Source organism: Stenotrophomonas sp. YJH_SMC_32 (genome assembly GCF_059369975.1).
The window spans coordinates 199,797-218,149 of the sequence record NZ_JCAFTE010000001.1 but is presented as its reverse complement, the minus strand read 5'-3'; the positions used below and the strand labels follow the sequence as shown (position 1 = coordinate 218,149).

Below are 18,353 nucleotides of genomic sequence, written 5' to 3'. Positions count from 1 at the left end.
CCGGCCTGTCGATCCGGCAGGACAAGCAGGGGCAGCAGCGATGGCGCAGGACACCGAATGGACACCCGTTTCGCATGACACCTGCGACCAGGTCGCCGGGCCGTTCTATCACGGCACCCGCGCTGATCTGGCGGTGGGCGAGTTGCTGAGTGCGGGCTTCCGCTCCAACTATCGCGACAGTGTGGTGATGAACCACATCTACTTCACCACGATTGCCAAGGGCGCCGGGCTGGCTGCCGAGATGGCTCGCGGTGAAGGGCGACCGCGCGTGTATGTGGTGGAGCCGACCGGGCCGTTTGAAGACGATCCGAATGTGACCAACAAGAAGTTTCCCGGGAACCCGACGCGGTCGTATCGGAGTGCGCAGCCGTTGCGGGTTGTGGGAGAGATTGTGGAGTGGGAGCTCTACGACGCGGAGTTCATTCGGCAGTTGAAGGCGTTTGTTGCTTCGGGGAGTGGGGAGATCATCAATTGATGGCCTGCTGGCGCTGGGCGTTGCGCACTTCTTCTTCGGCTTCATAGATGTCCAGCCCGAGCTCGATGCCGCGCTCACCCAAGGCGAGCAGCGCGCGAGGCGAAAGCGAGACACCACCGTTGCTGCTGCCCATGAAAAGACCGCAGAACAGGTCAGGCCGGAACCGTGCCAATGACTGCCATACGGCGAGATCGCCGGTGAGCTGATCGAGGATCTCGAAGATCTGAGCGCCCAGATCTTCAGGCTCACGACGCTCCGCATCAAGCTGCCAGCTGCCAGTCCTGGCGATACGCACGGTGCCTGATTGGCTGCCTTTAAGTTCCTGGCCCTTGTGATGCGATGCGGTCGGGGTCGCCCCGAGCAAGGCACTGACTTCTTCGGGCAGGAGGCTGTCTCCGAAGAATCTGAGGGTTACCAGGGAATGATCCAATGCTGTCATGGGAATCCAGTTGTCCTTTCGGAATTTCTTCCAATCCACACGTCTCATCGACGTTAGATCAGTTACCCGCCATCAACCCTGAATGAATTATTAGACGACTAGCTAACGAAACCTTCAATGCCGCGATCAGAAAAGCGATCCCGGCCAAAGCAGTGCAGAGATATTTGCGCCGCCGATCGCGTGAGCTTATAGGTCAAATCAAACGGCTTCTCGTATATGTCCGACGCAATTTTCAACATATTTGCACCTGACTCACTGCCGCGCGACGGATTCTTTATCCCCATGATCATCAAACCGTTGGCCATGAATATATTCTTCTGCTGGGATGTAGCGAGTCCGCCAGGGTGCGGATCTGAGAGCAGCTCAATGTCTTTCAAATATACTTTCGATATGATATCTGCGAGACGAAGGTACTCATCGACGGCAATATCCCCTCTAGCACATGCATTGAATAGTTTGCCGACGAATTCTGGCTTTTTCTCTGAATCAAGTCTATCAATCAGGTCGAGGATAGCTGTTCCCGCCGCCTCGGTACCGCCCTTTTTTCGGGATATATCGTCAATGACGCGATCCCTCTCCTCTTTTGATGTCTGTCCAATAACCTTAAGAAATTTATATATCTTTGCAGCGAAAATCCTGCCCCTGATTGATGTAAACGCATCATTAGCCTTCATTATTAAGCCAAAGAAAGGGATGTCTTTGGCAAGCCCATCATCGAGAAGGGAGTCGATAGCGACCTCCCCAACCTCCAGGGTGAGGTCAATTAAAGACGGGCTTTTCATTGACTCTACAACAGATGTTTCAATGGTCGCTGGAAGATTGGTCATAGCCTTCTAGAATTTTAGTTAAGCCGCGCCGCGAAGCGGCGTCGGCCTGAACGAATTGTTAGCCGATTTGCTCAATCCACATGTTCGCTTGCCGCTTGCCATTCAACCAATCCGCATAGGTAATCATCCTTTTCCAAGACTGATCATTATCCAACTGCTGGATGCGAGCACTCGACTCATGGGCATTGGAAACCTCAACGAATCTTCTGGCTTGATTGGTGAAACCACGTCGAATCTTCATTGGGCGCCCCATATAGCCGCCCCTCTGATCATCGTCAGCGACAAAAAGAACCCTATCTTCACCATCCGCATTAAAAGTAGGGTCACGAAAAACATCGCCCAGCTTGTGAACTACGTGGCGCTCAGCCTCAATGTAAGACTTGGGCAGGTACCAGATCTTGTACCCAAACACCTTTTCGCCACCAAGCCCTTCTATCAGCTTATCGACATTCATCTCGCAACACGACTGTCGACACCAAAGCTCGGGGATAACATCAACGAATATTGGCGCCCCCCTGCTGATTGACTTGCAAAAGTCTCGAACTTTCGCATCTATTTGCCCCGGGGTTGTCAGCCCATCAAGCTCCATCAATTGCTCCTCTCGGCCAATTATCTAATAGACGATCCCAGGGTCCGGCTATACAGCTTATCCGCAAAACAGCGCATGGCGGCCATTCACCTTAATGCAGTTCGATCCTAGACCGACCATGCGCAGCTGACAAGCCAGCGCGTACCCGGACCCGGCGGTGGGCTCATTGACCGAGCCAATGTCGGTTATTTTTCGCATGACGCCCTGTGGCCAGATGCGGACACTCGCAACCACGCCCAGCCACGAAGCGGTTTGGCCCTGAGAGAATGTTCGAGCCGGCCCCTACTTGAACATGTCCTAAAAGTCCTAGTCTTCATGCTGCCGCTTCCACGAGGAGAGTAAGCAGAGGCTCATCCCACTACGCATGGCAACCACCTGGAACCCTACAAGTTCTTTCTTCGTGACACGCTACTGCAAGGCGATTACCGGCTAGCGCCTTTGGTCTCTGGAGCAGCTCCAAGCCGCAACTAAGCATCTACTTCAGCGATTCGTCATTCCCGCCTTTCCGCCTGGATATGGATAGACGAAACACCGGAAACCAAGGAATGGCTGGACCAAGCATCCAGCTCTTCTGCAATTGAGCCACTCAAGAGCCATCCGCGGCCGGTGGATTGAGCCGATGCCAGGGCAAGAACCACAAATTCAGGCCACGATTGCGCGGCATGACGGGAGCAGGCACTCACCATAAAGCCGCCCTTTTGATAGGGCTCGGCGTGGAGATTGCTGACTTCAAGACCAGCTTGCTCAAACATCCGCGCCGCGACCTTGAGAGCCGCCTGCTGCGATGTGCAATTGGTGAACAAGCGCCAGTACAACTCCATGAGTCCACAATCTTCCAGAAGGCCCTCTGGGCTCGGTTGCGCTACTTATAGCAGAAGGCGCGTGCGACCTTTCCGCTCTTGCCACCCGAGGTGCCAGCCTCAAGGAACAGCTGGGGCCTGAGAATCGAGAAGTCCTTGATCGGTCCTCCATGTTCCTGTCGCGCGCCCACATCAATGCGCAGGCTGCGCCTTCAGCGTGCTTGAACCCCTGCGCAACAGATACAGCACCACCAGGAATGGCCACAGCGAGTTGATCGATGAAAACACACGCTGGGTCAGCCCCCTGAACCCCTCCGGGTCCGCGCCCACCACGTTCAACCAGAGATAGACGATGCCCCCGATGCTCACCAACGAGGTCACGGCGTAAGCCCTTCGGTTGGCCGACCACGCGCTCAATTCGATGTGCGACATTGCCGGTGCAATGATGTTGGCGATACCGATGGTGTAGAAGCCGTGCATCGGATGGCCCATGGGCCAGAGCCCGTTGGTCAGCATGGAGATACCAAAGATCATCCAGCAGATCGCGCCTAGGGCAATCCGGCGGCCGGACTCCCGCCATATCCCGATGGCAAACGCTGCGAAGCCCACACCGGAGCCGATAGCCGCGATCCTGCCGCAGATGCTTGCAAGCATTGGCGCCTGCAGCAGCTCGCTGGCGTGCTGTGCAAGCGGGTTGTAGCCCGGCGCAAACACGGCGGCAACGCTGGTCCAGAACAGGAACCACGGAAGCGGGACCAGACCCGCGCAGAGAAGCAGTCGGCTGCGGCGTGACATGTGCAGTGGTCCTTGTTTGGCCTGCGCCAGTGAGTGGAATCCAGTCGAACGCTGCCGAACCTTCCTACTGCGGGCAGGACGATCTTGAGTGACTACAGCAGTAGTCAGACTGCGCGCGGCACTCGGTAGGTTCAATAGGCAAGAAGTCATTTAAACCATCCAGCCGGTGTCGCAGCGGTTCGGTTGCATTCGCGATCACACATGCCCAATGGGCGAGTGCTGTCGCGTTTGCCGCGCCTGGCATCTCTGGCCGAAGGTTCTGACGACTCCGTTCCAGAAGTGCCGCTGCGCCAAGCACGCCAAGGCTCTCGCCGCTTTCCTCGCTATGCGACAATGCCAAAAGCGTCTCGGGTTTTGGCGGCATTGCCCCCTACCCCTTGGCATTCCCAACTACGTCAGGCAACTCTGGTATCGCCACCGAAAACGGGTGGCCGGGCCTCGAAAACCCGAGCTATTAGGATGTTGTTTGCACTTGCCAGCCGGCATCACCTTGCGTGGTGTCGGCTGGCATTCCGTCTGCCAGCTATGGCGGGCGGGGCGTGGGGGCCTTGTGCCCGCCGGTTTCTTCCTAATAGCCCGGTTTTCGAGCCACGCTCTGCCCGCCACCCTTATCGGTGGCGGCGTCCGCCTGCTTGCACGGAGCCCGCCATGACCACGCCGCACTCCCCTCCCCCGCGCCCGATCCAGGAAGCGCCCTCGGCCGCCCCGGCCCTGGATCCCAACAGCCTCATCGCCATCCTGCACGCCATCGGTGCGGGCGCTGCGGCAGACGGCCAGCCCTGGCCCGAGCGGCACCATCTACGCAGCCGGCAGATGCAGTTGTCCGACGCCGACTGCGCCCTCACCGGCCAGCGCATCGTGCAGGAGATCCTGCTGGCGGCCGAGCGCACGCGCCAGAACGGCGAGCCCGAACAGTACGTCGGCGACCGGGTGATGGAGGGGTTGGTGATGGCCGACCTGGCGCTGACCGCCTTCATCCACGAGCGGATGCGCCCCAAGGACTGAGCGCGCCTATGGCGCTGACCTTTCTGCCTGTGTGCGGGGTGACGAATGAAGAAGCACGGCCTTGCCGCTGCAGCGGTGTGCGTCGCGGTGATCGGCGCGATGTGGGTGGAGTGGCCCGAGCCCGCGGGCGATCAGGTGTGGGCCTACCAGAAGCTGCAGCCAGCCGATTACCGTCTGCTGCACAGTGATGCGCGCGGCTTCGTGACCGCGAAGGCCCACGAGGGCTTTGAACTGCACGCGCGCCATGCCGGGGCGACGTCCTTCGAGATCCGGTGCAAGGGCGTGCTGGTGATGGACGTGGAGAACGCGCCCTCACGCGTGCTGATTCGCATGCCTGCCGATGCACGGTGGCGGGCGCCGGATATCGAACGCCTGCGCAGCAGCTTCGAGCGCTGGCTGGATCTGCACCAGAGCCAAGGGCGATTGCTGGTGGAAAGTGCGGGGCCTTCGTGGGTTGAGGCGCGGTTTGGGCGCTTCAATGGGCTGGTGCTGGATGAGCAGCGGTGTCTGTCTGGGACCCCAGGCCGCCATTGACCGCCCCCCCTAACCGGCCCATTCGCAACAGATGTCTGGAGGAAGCGGCGCCTCCTGGGACTTACCCGCGCCAAAGGCGATGGTCCTGCCACCCAGTCGCAGCCCCGATGCTTCTCGTTCGGACTTCGGTCGTCAGGCCAGCCGAGAGGTGGGTATCGACACGTTCATGCCAATCCCTGAAATCAGCGGTCGTCGCTTCCAGAAGTCTGCGAAGCAGGAGCAACAGAAAGAAGCAACGATTCGGTGCGTATGGCGCCTCGCGCTCAGACCATCCTGCCGACCGTGGGCGAACTGCCGAAACACCGAGCTCCTTGTTCCATAACCTACTGTGGTGTGCAACGACGTTTCGCGCCACGCTGGTGACATGCAGCCAGTTTGCGAAGACTGGCGCGGCCAGCAGCATCTCACCCGCAACAGCCTTCTGTTCTCTGGAGTGCAGCGCTTTGTAGAAACGAGAAAGCGAGCCGAGCGACATGACTTCTGTCGCCATCCAGATCGGTACTCTGGGGAATGCGGGTGAGGCGTACTTGTCCTTGTAGTGCCGAATAAACGCCTCCTTGGAGCGCGTCACTTCACTTTCGACGCCGCCGAGCCAATCCGCATACTCCTGCCCGGTGAATGCCAGATTACGCGGCTCCAAGTGGCCGAAGGCGCCATAGGCATGGGCAAAGTGATACGTGAGCACGGTCCGCGTTGCGACCTCGATATGGCCAATGGCCTCCATTACCAGGTCTCGAAGGGCCCTATCGAATTCATAGAGACTGACCGCTTCTTCGAATGTCGCTTGAGCTCGGAAGCTGTCGCTACCGGGCACACGCTGTGTGTAGAGATACCCCATGAGGCGGTAGTAGCCAACACGCTGCAGATAGCGTTTGGCATTGGCGGCGTCGCCGATGGCCAGCCCGCGCTGCTGGAGGAGATCCAACTGCTCCTGAATCGACAGGGGTGGTTTGCGGTAGTGAGTCATCCTGACTCCAATCAGCGGGCAAAAAAAACCCGCCAATTTGAGCATGTCGCGAACTGGCGCGTCAGAGGCTTGGCGGGTGTGTTGGGTGAATTTTAGCGCCCCTTTTGCTTACCTTCAAGTAAATGTCTGTAGTTCCGGTGAAATGTAAATGCCTGTACGAAAAGCACTTCATAGGGAATTCTCTTGGAATTCCGCAGTCTCCCGGGCGCAGATCCAGTGAGGTGAAAGGCCGGCCCGGGCGAGCGGCAACGGCCTATTCCCCGGCGTTGTTCCACGTCATACCGGTTGAGTTCCGACACTCGATCGCGAACACCGGCCGCTACGAAGCGCACAGGCGCACCCCAACGGTCTGCCGGAATCCCCCTAGCCGCTTCACCAGCAATTCCCGATAGCCCAAGCGGAACGCCCGCCGCACCATCAAGCGCCCTTCCGCAGGAAACCACACATGAGCCTGGCGCTGGTCCACAGCCGTGCCCGCGCCGGGGTCGATGCCCCGCTGGTGCGGGTGGAGGTGCATCTCTCTGGCGGCCTGCCTGCCACCCAGATTGTCGGACTGGCCGAGACCAGCGTGCGCGAATCGCGCGAGCGCGTGCGTGCCGCCTTGCTCTGTGCGCGCTTCGACTTCCCACAGCGGCGCATCACCCTGAACCTCGCGCCCGCCGACCTGCCCAAAGAAGGTGGGCGTTACGACCTGGCGATCGCACTGGGCATTCTGGCGGCCAGCGGCCAGGTCGATCCGCAGTCGCTGCTTCAGTACGAATTCCTGGGCGAGTTGGGCCTGACCGGCGAGCTGCGCCCGGTGGCCGGCGCGCTGCCGGCGGCGATTGCAGCGGCTGACGCTGGGCGCATTCTGGTGGTGCCGCCAGGGAATGCCGCAGAGGCTGCGTTGGCCGAACACGCTGATGTGCGTGTGGCGCGTACGCTGCTGGAATGCTGCGCAGGGCTGGGCAATCCGCGCCTGCTGCCGCCCGTGGAGCGCGTGGACACGACGCCGTTGCCACTGCCCGATCTGGCCGACGTGCGCGGGCAGGCGCATGCGCGGCGTGCGTTGGAAGTGGCTGCGGCCGGTGGGCACCATCTGCTGTTGATCGGCAGCCCTGGCTGCGGCAAGACGCTGTTGGCCTCGCGCCTACCCAGCCTGTTGCCGGATACAGAGGAGGGTGAGGCGCTGCAGCTGGCCGCGATTGCCTCAGTGAGCGGTGAGGGGCTGGATCCGCGGCGCTGGCGACAGCGTCCGTTCCGGGCGCCGCACCACAGCGCGAGTGCGGCGGCGCTGGTGGGTGGGGGCTGTCATCTACACCGGATGGCGAGACTCAACATTGATTGCCGAGAATGGCCGCGGTCGGAAGTAAGGAATGCCCCCCCACTGCAACCATTTGATTCACAAAGACATCGCCACAGCCAGGTGAGGCGGCGCCCCCAAAGTTTGCTCAACTCCGCGTCGCGTCGATTTCAGACTACTGAGCAGGATGGGAGGCAGGCGACAAGCCGGCCTCCACATTCACTGGCCTACAAAGCAGTCATGACTGAGAGTGGAAGTGCTCGGGATAGAGAATGAGCATGAACTTGCTCTTCTCCCCGTCGGCAACGACGCGGTGCAGTAGCGTCGGGTCAAGGTCATCCGACTTGTCGATCAGTTGCTTCAGCAGTGACAGATTCTCCAGCTGCCACTTATTGAGCTTTCCGTACCACTCGGCCAAATACTGATGATCGTGATCGTCCACAAATTGTAGACAGCGAGCTACTAGCCCAGTGATCATGTCAGAGACCTGTACTAGCGGCTCTTCTTTCGAGTCAACAAATCGAAAGCGGACAGGGTCATCCGATCGCCCTGGGCTCTTGTCAAAGATCTCCTTCACGTTCGTTTCCATATCCATGACAACATTGTCCTGGCGTCTGGTGCTCACGGTGTAATCATAGAATGGAGTGAATGCGTCGATCAGCATAGCCTCCTCGCCATCCTCTCCCGTCGCCTGAACGAAGATCATCTCATCGATGCCGCGACTCGCATCCAGCAATTCCAAGAGCCGTTCAACTGCCGGCCTGAGACCAACCTCCTCTAGCTCCTCCTCATGATCCGGCGAAATGAGGAGGGAACTGACCCGCTCGGCAAGCGCGTCAATGAATGAAGCGGTCTTTCCTTCCAGATCCGGGTAGCCGAAGGAATGAGCCAAGTCCAAGAATGAGGCTCGATCCATTCTGATAACTCGATACAGCGTATCTTTGAACTGGTTGGGCTCATCTAGAGAGCGCAACTGGAAGTTCGCCCCACTCTCATGGCACCAAATTAGGCAGTCGTCCACAATGTCGATGAACGCCCAGTATTCAAGGTTTATGTTGAAGAAGTGCAGATGCAGATCTGAGCTTATCAACCACCGCAGCAAGGGGCCAATTCGCTCGGACTTCAGGCATGAGTCAAAGTCGCCCTTGGCAATGCTATTGAACTTAACTTCTTTGACGCTCTTATCTAGGTTGAGTGAATCGATCAGCGCCGGAAAGTCCGCAGAAGATGTCGCGTTGTAGTGCACCACACCACCAAGCACGAAGTTTCGACCTACCGGGACCTTTCGCTGCGTATCTTTATCGATGTTATAGGCTCGCCGCTCTGGGTCTATCCACAGCTTGCGATGATTGTTCGACTCGTCGTAGTAAAACGTTGCCACAACTTCCCCCTCTCTTTCCTTAGAATTGTGTTTCGCGATTCAGCCTAATTGACCATCACCCCATTCCCTGCGCTGCGCAAGAAACGACTTGGGAGCGGCCTGTGAGATAACTTACTGCTCCGCCCCAACAACCTGTGGCGTCGTCCACTCGTCTTCCAGGCGGGCGGAGAACTGCTCAAACGTTTCGTCGAAGACCCGCTGCTCTCTAAAGACACCACTGTCGAAGAATGATCGAAGTTCAGCTCTGGACCTCTCCACCTGATGATCGCTTACCCCCGCCACGTCAGCGAGCCTCAAACAAGTGATCTCCTGCGTAATGACCGTAATGAGAACTGCGATCTCCATGCCTCGATTCCGATCAGTGTGCAAGTCCGATGGTATGTTCGCCTCGTGAACGACCATGTTTCGCACGCGGTTGATGTGCACGACGCGCTTCTTCGCCTCGTCATTCTTAAGGTCAACGAGGCCAATCGAGGCTAGGAACTCTGTTGTTTTGTGTACAGCTGAAACTTCAAAGATGCTGGAGATCTTGTTCTTGTACGAGATCAGTTCGCGATCAACGAAAGACTCCTCAAGAACTGCCTCAATACTCCTACTGACCTCGCTGATCCGCTTCTTGGCTTCTGAAGACCTCTTTGGTATGCCGGTCTTTGCCCAGCGCGTACTGATCGCATCGAAAGCAGAACTTGCGTACAGCATCTGTCCAATCAGGTCTCGCACCCTCTTTGAATTGACCATGGCCCACAGGGCAGGCGTCAGCCCCTGCGCCGCAATTTGGTCAATCTGTGGCCATGTGGTCCCGTTACAGAGGAAGTAGTTTCCTCCAACAACGCGTTCACCATAGTGACTCGACTCGGTCCCCGTTATCATGCCAGGTGTGAGAACCTGCCTACCGGTTAGGAAGGACAACAGTAGGGCGAGATCACCAAAGCCGCCGTCATCGGCGCCAGTCTCAAGCAGATTAGGCGCGTGCGATAGATTTCCTACAAGACTCACGGTGGCGGTCTTGACTATCGCGCCTGGTACGGCATCAGTTTTGACCACGACGGGACGATGATTTTCATCGTAGGTGAACACCGTACGTCCGTGACGCGTCAGTTGCGACTGCGCTTCAACGTCTGCTTGTGTGATGTGAAACTCGTATGGGCCAAACCTATGCGCCCCAGGCTGATCAAATCCGTGGTCAAAGTTGTAGAGTTCTACGGTCGGCCTTTCGTCCATGGGAATCCTTCCTTCAGTGGCTTATCGAGAAATCGATATCGGCAAGCTCCGGGCGATTTTTAGCCCCAGGAATTTGCCTACGACCAAAGTCGAGTCCCTGATCTAGTCTGCAGCCGACCGCTATAGCAGTGATTGGTTCAATACGGGCTATTGAACAACACAGTGAAACCCATTAGGAGGCGATCGGCGCGGCCCTTCGTTCGTATCGCGGTAGCAGTGCCAGAGGCCGATCCGCGTAAGCGTCGTGGAATCCTTCTGCGGACAATACTTCCGCAAGAAGTCGAACGTAATTGACGTTGGTCCCTAAGGGCCCCAGCGCCGTACCGATCGCAGCGACGACGGCGTCAGGTGACGAGTCCGAGCACCAATGGCGAGCGCACCAGGGTCTCTACGTTTAGGTGGCCACAAGTCCCTGAAGAGGCTGCCGTCCATCTGAGCCAGGATGTGACGGCCAGCTCTCCAGATCGAGCGTCTCGCATCGCAGTCAGAGCAGGGCTGACACTTACCGACAGACGGCGACGGAGTGGGCCGGAGATACATCTAAAGACCTGAGACCGCCGACGGTGCAGACTCCATTTCGGAGAGATAGGGGGCTTCGAGCCCCCTATCTTTTGATCAAAGGAGGTCTTCAGTCATCCAAGTCGACACCGACAGATTCAACAACGATCTCGATCTCGGTTGCGCCACCATTTTTTGGCTTGACAGTGACCTCAACAGTCGCGGTGACGACCACACCAGTGACTTCCTGCTGCTCACTCTCGTCTTCGATACTGAAGATCGTACCGTCGCCCTTCGCTTTCACGACGTACCGATCGTTCTCAAAGTCCGATTCGTCGCGATCAATCTCAGACTCGTCGATCTCAATATTGATCAGCGCTCCTTCACCGCTGTCAATCTTGACCCCCTTCCATTCGCCGTTTCGCACTTCCTCTTCGATAGCGTCCTTGATTGCGTCCAGCAGGGTTCCCATGGTCAACCTCATGTAAGCGGATGGATGTAACTATTCAGCTACAAGATGAGTAGCGCTGACAGCATATCGCCTTGTTGCGGTATTAGTGGCCAAGCCCCTTGCCAGTTGCGAGCGTCACGCGTTCCGCCCGGTGTTCGGCTGAAGGGAACGAGCTCCCGTGCCATCACCCATGTTCGCGAAGAGTCCTCTGCCAGTTGGTGATCGGCGCTGATGCTTCCGAAACGATCCCAACGCGAGGGAGCATCGCGTCTCTCGATCTTGTCTCCAGGGCTGCGTTTGAGGCGCACGCCCTTCCACGCCACCGTCGCCCAAACGGGGATCTGAGCAACTTGCTGGCCAGTGTGAGCGCATAGCCCGATCAGCGCACGCGCTTGGCGGTTCCCTGCCATACGTCCAACTGATGATCACCGCAATGTTCGCGGACATGCCGACAACAGCCGTAGCCGCAACGCCCGTCATCGACTGAACGCTAGAAGCGAGCACCGCCGCCGGCAGCCAGGCCTGGAAAATGCCCCTAAGTAGCTGCCACTGCCCATGGCGCGCGGTACGTCGCCGCCATGCAGAACGTGAACATGAGCTCCGTCGGCAGCCACGGTGAAGCTACGCCCTTGTTTTTCATGGTTTTTCCTGAGCGCGGCATCTCAAATGAATGCAGTCTCATCCCATGACACGGGCCTGGGAGACCATGACCAACCCCAGCCGCAGCCCAAAAATTGCCAACTTTCGTCCATCAGATGGTCAGTTAGGCTCATACAGCGTGGCAAATGAATCGAAATTAGATCAAAATTGACCAATTGATGGAGGAATGGCTATGGCCGCGAAGAACAGTAAACGCGTCCTTGATGAGCAATTTGAATATGTACTGGACGTCTGCCGGGCCGCGGTGCAGACCGGCGAAGAAATACCGAAGCATCAGGTCCGCCGCCTGCTCGACTACTTCAATCAGTCCGGCGACGTAGACCAGGCCCGCGATCTGCAGAAGTTGTTCGACAACGCCGCCAAGGGTGTATCGGGCGCTCCGCGCCGGCTCGTCCGCTCGCGAGCCAATCTTCAAGGGGAAGTCCTAGGCAAAGCGGTAAGGCCCCCATTGGACAAGGAGACCTCTGCTCCGCTGGCAGACATCATCTGGCCAGACGACCTGCCCACATCCGGACCGGTGCTCACCAAAGAGCTCCAGCTCTTGGCGGACAACTTTGTTAAAGAATGGCATTTATCCGATGCCTTGCTGGAAGTAGGCGTTCTGCCCACTCGAAGCGCCCTGATCTATGGTGAACCAGGCACTGGCAAGACCCATCTTGCGTTGTGGATCTCCCAGCAACTTGGGATGCCGGTGGTGCTTGCCCGATTGGATGGGATGATCTCCTCGTTCCTTGGAACCACCTCTCGAAATATCGGCAACCTCTTTGATTTTGCAGAGCGCTACCAGTGCGTCTTGCTTCTTGATGAGTTCGATGCCGTTGCCAAGCTACGCGACGACCCACATGAGATGGGTGAGATCAAACGCGTGGTCAACACAATCCTCCAGCGCCTGGACCTGAGACGCGAGGTGGGAGTGACGATCGGCATAACCAACCATGAGCAATTGCTCGATCCCGCGGTCTGGCGCAGATTCCAGATTCAGATCCGGATGCCCAAGCCATCCTTGGAGGGCCGAGCTGCGATCTTGAAGCGCTACCTGCCGCCGTTCGTTCTTCCGGCACCAGAAGAACGTTTCCTAGCTTGGCTGACCACCGAAATGTCCGGTGCGGACATTCAATCTTTTGTCGATTCTTATAAGCGGCTCAAAGTTGTCATAGACAGGGATTTGACTTTAGTTGAACTTTGCAGAATCGCGGCCGATATGCACAATGATCGAATCAGTCAGGAACAGAAGCGGATTCTGTCCCTGACCGACGCTCAGGTGGCTAGAGCTTTGGCTGCGGCCCCTGACGCGGATGGAGACATACAGTCCCTCTCGGTGATCTTCGGGAAGTCCCGAAGCACGATCAAGAGGTGGTTGGACGGCTGATGGAACAGGGGGAAGGAAATGGCATCGCCAGTACAGGTAGTTTTGGACGCGGGTAGTTACGTAAAGGAATTCAGGAAACCGGCAGGGGGCTCCAAGAAGGACGTCTTTGCCGGGAAAGATGATGACTTCCAGGAACACAGGGATCGTCTCGTTCGCCAGGTACGAAGCCTGGCTTCCTCCAAGGGTGCCTTTGAGCGCTCCTCGATTGCTGTAGCGGCTGTCGAATTGAAGCCTGTTGCTCTAGCCAAGAGCAACAGGCCCAAGCAGTTGTTTGATCCCGGTCAGCTTCCCTCTATGGGGACGGCCAGACAGGCAGAGGTGCTGATTCAAGTCACCCCCACGTCTTTGCTTTCACTGGCATCGCGCATCGGCGAGGCGGATGACACCGTGCCAATGAAGCAGAAGGTCGATCCCAAGACAAATCGCAGAGTCGAAGTTCCCAACCCAAGCCAACTGCGTTGCGACGTTGGCGTGGTCGAGAATGTTGTTCTCTGGGATTCAGAGCGACGGCTTTCCCTCCCACTATCAGATATGGCCAACTGGTTCCGTGGATCTGGCACGCCATTGAGCTTGGTGGTACGACTTTTCCGATTCCAAGGCCATGAAGGCAGCGATTTGCTGCACACCGAGTTCAATCGCCTTCAAGATGCCCTGCGAGATTTGGGGTACACGACCGAGCTTGACGCAGACCCACGAGGCAATCCGTTCCGGCAGGACGTCTTGCTCGTCAAAGGCAGCAAGAAGTCGACTGGCGCGTCGGCTAAGCGTTGGATCGAGCGTCTCCCTAAGGTCGTCGATCTCCTATCTCATTGCGCGATTGTCCGCTCGATTCATGTGCCTGCGCGCATTACCAATAGCGTTGGACCTGGGAGTCCACCTCCACCTCCACCGCTTCTGCCATCCTTGCCAACTCTTCCGCCTGCGATCCTTGCACCAACTTCAGGTGCCAGCTACCCGGTAGTTGGAGTAATTGACGGTGGCATCTGCCCCAGCCTGAACGCTTGGGTTGAGCAAAGCGACCGTTTTCTGATGCCATCAGATATTGATCGTCGGCACGGCACCGAAATCGCGGGTTTGCTTGTGATGGGCCAGCAGCTTAACGGTGCTGAGGTCTGCCCCGAGCCGGACGGCTGCTCGATCATTGACATCTGCCTGATTCCGTCTGAACAAGGCGGCATGTTTGGTGTTTATTACGAGAACAGTGCGAACTTCTTCCGAAAGGTTGAAGGCGCAGTTCTGGCTGCCAAGAGGGCACACAACGCACGGGTGTTCAACTTCAGTCTGAACCTTTCAGTGCCATCAAGTAGCGAGTCCGACTACTGCTACGAGACGGAATGGCTAGACCGCATTGCATGGAAACACGATGTAGTGTTCGTGATCTCCGCGGGCAACTTGCCTTCCGGTGGTAGTCGCACCGAGTGGCCTGCCGACAGTGTCAGAGCCCTGAGTGTCTTGGCACAGCGCCTCACGGTCGACGAAGCAATTCGTGCCCCGGCCGACTCTCTCGCCAACATCTCCGTCTCGGCTATCAATCCGCCGCGCGTTTCCGGAAAAGTACCTGGGGCACTAGCGTCTTACTCACGCCGTGGGCCGTCCAGGTTTGGGGGACTCAAGCCGGACGTCGCTCACTTTGGAGGATGCTCGGGATCTCCAAGCGGCCTGCAATCGATCGCACAAGGCGGTATCGTCAAAGATGTCAGCGGAACCAGCTTCGCCGCGCCGCTGGTGGCCAAAACCATGGCGCGCTACTGCCAGCTGGTTGAGGGAAACATCTCGCGCGAGTTGATGATGGGCCTTGTCATTCATCACTCGCAGATTCCCGATCTGTACTCAAAGGCTCCGCTCTCCGATCAGGCCAAGGACCTCATCGGCTTTGGCGTTCCGCTTGCTGCTGAACCCGCCATCGCAGGCAAGGATTCGAGTATCACGCTGATCTTTGAGACGTCGATCCTCAAGGGCCAGCGCATGGATTTCAAGTTCGCATGGCCCAAGTCGCTCGTCAAAAAGGGGAAGTGTCGTGGCCGCGGTCGATTGACTCTTGTCTCCCGGCCGGCCGTCAACGGCGGCGATGGTGACGAGTTTGCGCGGACTCAGCTCGATGCGCACCTCAATCAGCTCGACCTCAACGGCAAGAGCAAGGGCGGAAAGTTTTCTATCGCCCTCCCTGACGCCCTTAGAGGGCAGAATGGCAAGGCCTTTGAGTCTGTCCAACGGCGCCATCAGATGAAGTGGGGGCCGGTCAAGGTCTACGAGTTCGACAGCCCTTCCGGCGTTGGCGAATCCTCCGAATGGCGACTACAGGTTGAGTCCCTGGAACGGGCCGCGGGCGAGACGCCGGAGTACGGCATCCAGTTCGTGGCCATCCTGACAATCGAGGACATCAAGGGTGATGCACCTGTTTTTGATGATCTTCGCCAGGATCTTGTGAGCCGATCAGTCCAGTTGTCTGACCTACGGGTTGCTGGTCGTACACGCGCACGACGCACAGGTCGATCCCCGTAAGACAGCGAAGATAGGGAAGTCAATTGAATGGCACGTTCACAAGTCCATCTACTGGATGTCGGTAGCTCGCAGTATGGCGACTGCATTCTTTGCAAGATCGCCGACAAATGGATTCTTATCGATGGTGGGCATCGTGCGGACATTCATGGGTCCATTTCCCACAAGTCCATCCCCGCCCAGATCAGAGAGATCATGGGGTTGGCCGATGATGACGCGATTCATCTGGACTTGCTGGTCGTATCGCACACGCATGCAGACCACATCGGATGCCTTCCCGAGCTAGTAGATGAATCGCTCAAGGCCAGCTGGGCATTGCTTACAGCCCCGGATCTTGCATGGCCTGACATAGAGCCTGCTGACGCAGACATCAGCACGGAGGGGGCGCGTGTGTATGCGATCCTGCGGGAGGAATACTGTCACTACACAGACAGCGCCTCCTTTGAGGAGGCACTCGCCGACGCCAGTAGCCTGCAACGACGCTATCGCGGGATGATCGAGAAGCTACGCGGTGACGGAACTCATGTTGTGCTTCATGGCGAAGACAACCTTGGCGCGCTTGAGGCTGCCTTTAGCGATGTTGGTATGTCGGTTATCGGACCAAGTCCGGCCGGCATGGCGGCTTGCGCCCATTTCCTCGAAGCCGCGGGTCGTGACTTCCTGGCTGAAGCCGACGCTGTCCTTGCAGACGGGACCAAAACGCGCTGGCTGTATCAGAACATGATGGACGCCTGGCGCGAGAATCTCCAACCAGACGGCCTGTTCGGTCCGGTTGTGAACATGCAGAGCTCGGTTATCGCCTTCGATGATGGCGATCACTCATTCCTGTTCATGGGTGACTCCCAACTGGAGCGCCCCGATGTTCCTGGCCAAGCAATCAAGGACGAAGTTGCCGCGATCAGAGCTGAACTCACCCGACGGAGTCGTCTGAAGCCATTCAGCTTCATCAAGGCTGGTCACCATGGCAGCCACAACTCTATCGGACCGGGTGTTCTTGGCGACCTGGGCAAGGGGGCGCTGAACTTTGGACTATGCACCGGCTCAGACAGCCGACATCATCCCAGCGCGAAGTTCTTGCAAGCTCTTACCGATCACTCCGAGGATGTCGTGCTGGGGCGCACTGACACCAACGGCAAGGTTGCATTTTTCTTTGATGACGGGAGAGCCGACATCAATGTCGAACGTGGCGAGCTCAACGACCGTTCTTCGCCGGAAGGGCAAGGCGCTGAGTCCATCGAACCAGCCAGGAGTCCCGCCCCGCCAACCCTGCCGCCCTATCCGATGCCGCCGTCACAAGAGGCCCCAGCCCCCACCATTACCCCTGTTCCCGTTACAACGGGCACACCCGGCCCGATCGAGATCCGAGTGCCCTACAGCCCAGCTGCAGGGCTGAACATTTCGATCCAGATCAAGATCGAACCATCCCTCCCCGCTGCCCAAGCCGACATCTCACCGGCTGCGTTTCAACTCGCAGGTGGACGGTCCCTGCCCAAGCTCCTCTTCCTGACCCACTCCACGGCACTCAGCCGAAATGTAGGCCAGGCATGCGTCGATAAGGCCCTGGCAGAACTAGCCACTAGGGGGCATACGGTTCTGGACGTAAGTAGCTACCTGGCAATTGACCCAGATTTGGCAGCGGCCAAGACCAGAGATGCCTTCAACGCCGATCCAAGGCTTGAGGGTGTTGTGATTCTCGGAGGCTATGACGTAATCCCCGCAGCCGCCGTGGATGTATACCCTGCGGGGCTCTCGGAAGAGGAGAGGCTAAAGGATGCCGATCACTTCACGGTATGGACCGACAATTTCTATGGCGACGTCGATGACGATGGGCTGCCGGAGAAGCCGGTAAGTCGTATACCTGACGGAAAATCAGCCGAACTACTCTTGGCCGCGCTGGCGGCGTCCCCCGCACCCAAGTCCGACAGTGGGCGGCGCCATGGGGTCTACAACCTCAAACGCCCTTTCGCCAAAGAAGTCTTCAAATTAATCCCGGGACAGGGCCATTCTCATCCGTCCTCCCCGTACTCGGTCGCAGATCGTTCACCCTCCTCGGGCGACTACCTCTATTTCATGCTCCATGGCCATCGTGACGATGCCAGCCGTTTTTGGGGAGAGACAGACCACAGGAAGCCCGTGGAAGCGCTCCAGATCAGCGATCTTAAGCTGAACCCAGGAGCGGTGGTCTTCACAGGGTGCTGCTGGGGAGCCCTGCCGGTCCAGGAGATCGCCCGAGGGTACTCTGGCGGCCAGGTAACCCCAAGAACGGCCAGCAACTCCATTGCCTTGGCTTGCCTGAATCAGGGGGCACTTGCGTACGTTGGCTGTACGGGTGTTCACTATTCACCCACCCTGCCGCCCTATGATGTAGGCGGCGGCGGAATTCACAGAAGCTTCTGGCATAGTGTCAGTAGCGGCAGCCCCCCTTCCAAAGCGCTCTTTGAAGCAAAAAAGGCGATGACCGTGCAACTGAGAGCTCACTCAGGCGAGACCCGGTTGCAGATTCTGGACATGAAGCATTTCCACCAATTTTGCTTGCTCGGCCTAGGATGGTAGGAGGAACC

Annotated in this window: 15 protein-coding genes and 1 pseudogene; 7 read left to right on the top strand and 9 right to left on the bottom strand. The window is 57.9% G+C overall.

The window, feature by feature from the left end; genetic code table 11:
• The first annotated feature begins 40 nt into the window (after window positions 1–40).
• A complete protein-coding gene (arr, locus tag AC5P7S_RS00970; protein ID WP_095378978.1) occupies window positions 41–475 on the top strand; it encodes an NAD(+)--rifampin ADP-ribosyltransferase in 435 nt (144 codons plus the stop codon).
• Here arr and AC5P7S_RS00965 read toward each other — a convergent pair.
• From AC5P7S_RS00965 to AC5P7S_RS00945, 5 genes are all read right to left on the bottom strand, one after another.
• Window positions 468–914, bottom strand: coding sequence for a DUF4279 domain-containing protein (locus AC5P7S_RS00965; protein ID WP_095378975.1), 447 nt, complete (start codon window positions 912–914; stop codon window positions 468–470). The two genes, arr and AC5P7S_RS00965, sit on opposite strands and share 8 nt — an antisense overlap.
• A 98-nt stretch (window positions 915–1,012) precedes the next feature.
• On the bottom strand, window positions 1,013–1,741 hold the full coding sequence (locus tag AC5P7S_RS00960) for a hypothetical protein (RefSeq protein WP_141239392.1): 729 nt from the start codon (window positions 1,739–1,741) through the stop codon (window positions 1,013–1,015).
• 58 nt (window positions 1,742–1,799) lie between these two features.
• Window positions 1,800–2,195 carry a hypothetical protein gene (locus AC5P7S_RS00955; RefSeq protein ID WP_141239391.1) on the bottom strand — a complete coding sequence of 132 codons (396 nt, stop codon included), beginning with the start codon at window positions 2,193–2,195 and terminating at the stop codon, window positions 1,800–1,802.
• A gap of 626 nt (window positions 2,196–2,821) precedes the next feature.
• The gene (locus AC5P7S_RS00950; RefSeq protein ID WP_095378968.1) at window positions 2,822–3,151 is read right to left on the bottom strand and encodes a hypothetical protein; all 330 of its coding nucleotides are present in this window, start codon (window positions 3,149–3,151) and stop codon (window positions 2,822–2,824) included.
• A 171-nt stretch (window positions 3,152–3,322) separates the two neighbouring features.
• A complete protein-coding gene (locus tag AC5P7S_RS00945; RefSeq protein WP_095378965.1) occupies window positions 3,323–3,925 on the bottom strand; it encodes a DUF998 domain-containing protein in 603 nt (200 codons plus the stop codon).
• 648 nt (window positions 3,926–4,573) lie between these two features.
• Here AC5P7S_RS00945 and AC5P7S_RS00940 point away from each other — a divergent pair.
• Together AC5P7S_RS00940 and AC5P7S_RS00935 are read left to right on the top strand one after the other, a co-directional pair.
• On the top strand, window positions 4,574–4,930 hold the full coding sequence (locus tag AC5P7S_RS00940; protein ID WP_094001232.1) for a hypothetical protein: 357 nt from the start codon (window positions 4,574–4,576) through the stop codon (window positions 4,928–4,930).
• A gap of 45 nt (window positions 4,931–4,975) precedes the next feature.
• Complete coding sequence (locus AC5P7S_RS00935; RefSeq protein ID WP_095378962.1) at window positions 4,976–5,464, top strand: cold-shock protein; 489 nt, start codon at window positions 4,976–4,978, stop codon at window positions 5,462–5,464.
• 61 nt (window positions 5,465–5,525) lie between these two features.
• On the opposite strand, the gene AC5P7S_RS00930 is transcribed toward AC5P7S_RS00935, so the two are convergent.
• Window positions 5,526–6,431: an Abi family protein gene (locus AC5P7S_RS00930; RefSeq protein ID WP_095378960.1), complete on the bottom strand. Its 906-nt coding sequence runs from the start codon at window positions 6,429–6,431 to the stop codon at window positions 5,526–5,528.
• A gap of 445 nt (window positions 6,432–6,876) precedes the next feature.
• Between AC5P7S_RS00930 and AC5P7S_RS00925 the strand changes: the two are divergent.
• Window positions 6,877–7,719, top strand: a pseudogene (locus tag AC5P7S_RS00925) (magnesium chelatase domain-containing protein); the annotation flags it as partial.
• Window positions 7,720–7,951: 232 nt separating this feature from the next.
• Here the strand turns inward: AC5P7S_RS00925 and AC5P7S_RS00920 are convergent.
• From AC5P7S_RS00920 to AC5P7S_RS00910, 3 genes are all read right to left on the bottom strand, one after another.
• Window positions 7,952–9,094: a DUF3800 domain-containing protein gene (locus AC5P7S_RS00920; RefSeq protein WP_495213588.1), complete on the bottom strand. Its 1,143-nt coding sequence runs from the start codon at window positions 9,092–9,094 to the stop codon at window positions 7,952–7,954.
• A gap of 111 nt (window positions 9,095–9,205) precedes the next feature.
• Window positions 9,206–10,315: a hypothetical protein gene (locus AC5P7S_RS00915; RefSeq protein WP_457894591.1), complete on the bottom strand. Its 1,110-nt coding sequence runs from the start codon at window positions 10,313–10,315 to the stop codon at window positions 9,206–9,208.
• 628 nt (window positions 10,316–10,943) lie between these two features.
• The gene (locus AC5P7S_RS00910) at window positions 10,944–11,285 is read right to left on the bottom strand and encodes a hypothetical protein (protein WP_457894592.1); all 342 of its coding nucleotides are present in this window, start codon (window positions 11,283–11,285) and stop codon (window positions 10,944–10,946) included.
• Between the two features lie 811 nt (window positions 11,286–12,096).
• On the opposite strand from AC5P7S_RS00910, the gene AC5P7S_RS00905 reads away from it, so the two are divergent.
• The 3 genes from AC5P7S_RS00905 to AC5P7S_RS00895 are packed head-to-tail and all read left to right on the top strand — an operon-like array spanning window position 12,097 to window position 18,345.
• Window positions 12,097–13,293 (top strand): AAA family ATPase, encoded by a 1,197-nt coding sequence (locus AC5P7S_RS00905; RefSeq protein WP_457894593.1) that lies wholly within the window; start codon window positions 12,097–12,099, stop codon window positions 13,291–13,293.
• An 18-nt stretch (window positions 13,294–13,311) separates the two neighbouring features.
• A complete protein-coding gene (locus AC5P7S_RS00900) occupies window positions 13,312–15,795 on the top strand; it encodes a S8 family serine peptidase (RefSeq protein ID WP_457894594.1) in 2,484 nt (827 codons plus the stop codon).
• A gap of 27 nt (window positions 15,796–15,822) precedes the next feature.
• Window positions 15,823–18,345 (top strand): MBL fold metallo-hydrolase, encoded by a 2,523-nt coding sequence (locus AC5P7S_RS00895; RefSeq protein WP_457894595.1) that lies wholly within the window; start codon window positions 15,823–15,825, stop codon window positions 18,343–18,345.
• Window positions 18,346–18,353 lie beyond the last annotated feature (8 nt).

Excerpts from the sequence above, each read along its gene's own strand:
- arr (WP_095378978.1), top strand. The coding sequence starts at position 41 with ATGGCGCAGGACACCGAATGGACACCCGTTTCGCATGACACCTGCGAC.
- AC5P7S_RS00965 (WP_095378975.1), bottom strand. The coding sequence starts at position 914 with ATGACAGCATTGGATCATTCCCTGGTAACCCTCAGATTCTTCGGAGAC.
- AC5P7S_RS00960 (WP_141239392.1), bottom strand. The coding sequence starts at position 1,741 with ATGACCAATCTTCCAGCGACCATTGAAACATCTGTTGTAGAGTCAATG.
- AC5P7S_RS00955 (WP_141239391.1), bottom strand. The coding sequence starts at position 2,195 with ATGAATGTCGATAAGCTGATAGAAGGGCTTGGTGGCGAAAAGGTGTTT.
- AC5P7S_RS00950 (WP_095378968.1), bottom strand. The coding sequence starts at position 3,151 with ATGGAGTTGTACTGGCGCTTGTTCACCAATTGCACATCGCAGCAGGCG.
- AC5P7S_RS00945 (WP_095378965.1), bottom strand. The coding sequence starts at position 3,925 with ATGTCACGCCGCAGCCGACTGCTTCTCTGCGCGGGTCTGGTCCCGCTT.
- AC5P7S_RS00940 (WP_094001232.1), top strand. The coding sequence starts at position 4,574 with ATGACCACGCCGCACTCCCCTCCCCCGCGCCCGATCCAGGAAGCGCCC.
- AC5P7S_RS00935 (WP_095378962.1), top strand. The coding sequence starts at position 4,976 with ATGAAGAAGCACGGCCTTGCCGCTGCAGCGGTGTGCGTCGCGGTGATC.
- AC5P7S_RS00930 (WP_095378960.1), bottom strand. The coding sequence starts at position 6,431 with ATGACTCACTACCGCAAACCACCCCTGTCGATTCAGGAGCAGTTGGAT.
- AC5P7S_RS00915 (WP_457894591.1), bottom strand. The coding sequence starts at position 10,315 with ATGGACGAAAGGCCGACCGTAGAACTCTACAACTTTGACCACGGATTT.
- AC5P7S_RS00910 (WP_457894592.1), bottom strand. The coding sequence starts at position 11,285 with ATGGGAACCCTGCTGGACGCAATCAAGGACGCTATCGAAGAGGAAGTG.
- AC5P7S_RS00905 (WP_457894593.1), top strand. The coding sequence starts at position 12,097 with ATGGCCGCGAAGAACAGTAAACGCGTCCTTGATGAGCAATTTGAATAT.
- AC5P7S_RS00900 (WP_457894594.1), top strand. The coding sequence starts at position 13,312 with ATGGCATCGCCAGTACAGGTAGTTTTGGACGCGGGTAGTTACGTAAAG.
- AC5P7S_RS00895 (WP_457894595.1), top strand. The coding sequence starts at position 15,823 with ATGGCACGTTCACAAGTCCATCTACTGGATGTCGGTAGCTCGCAGTAT.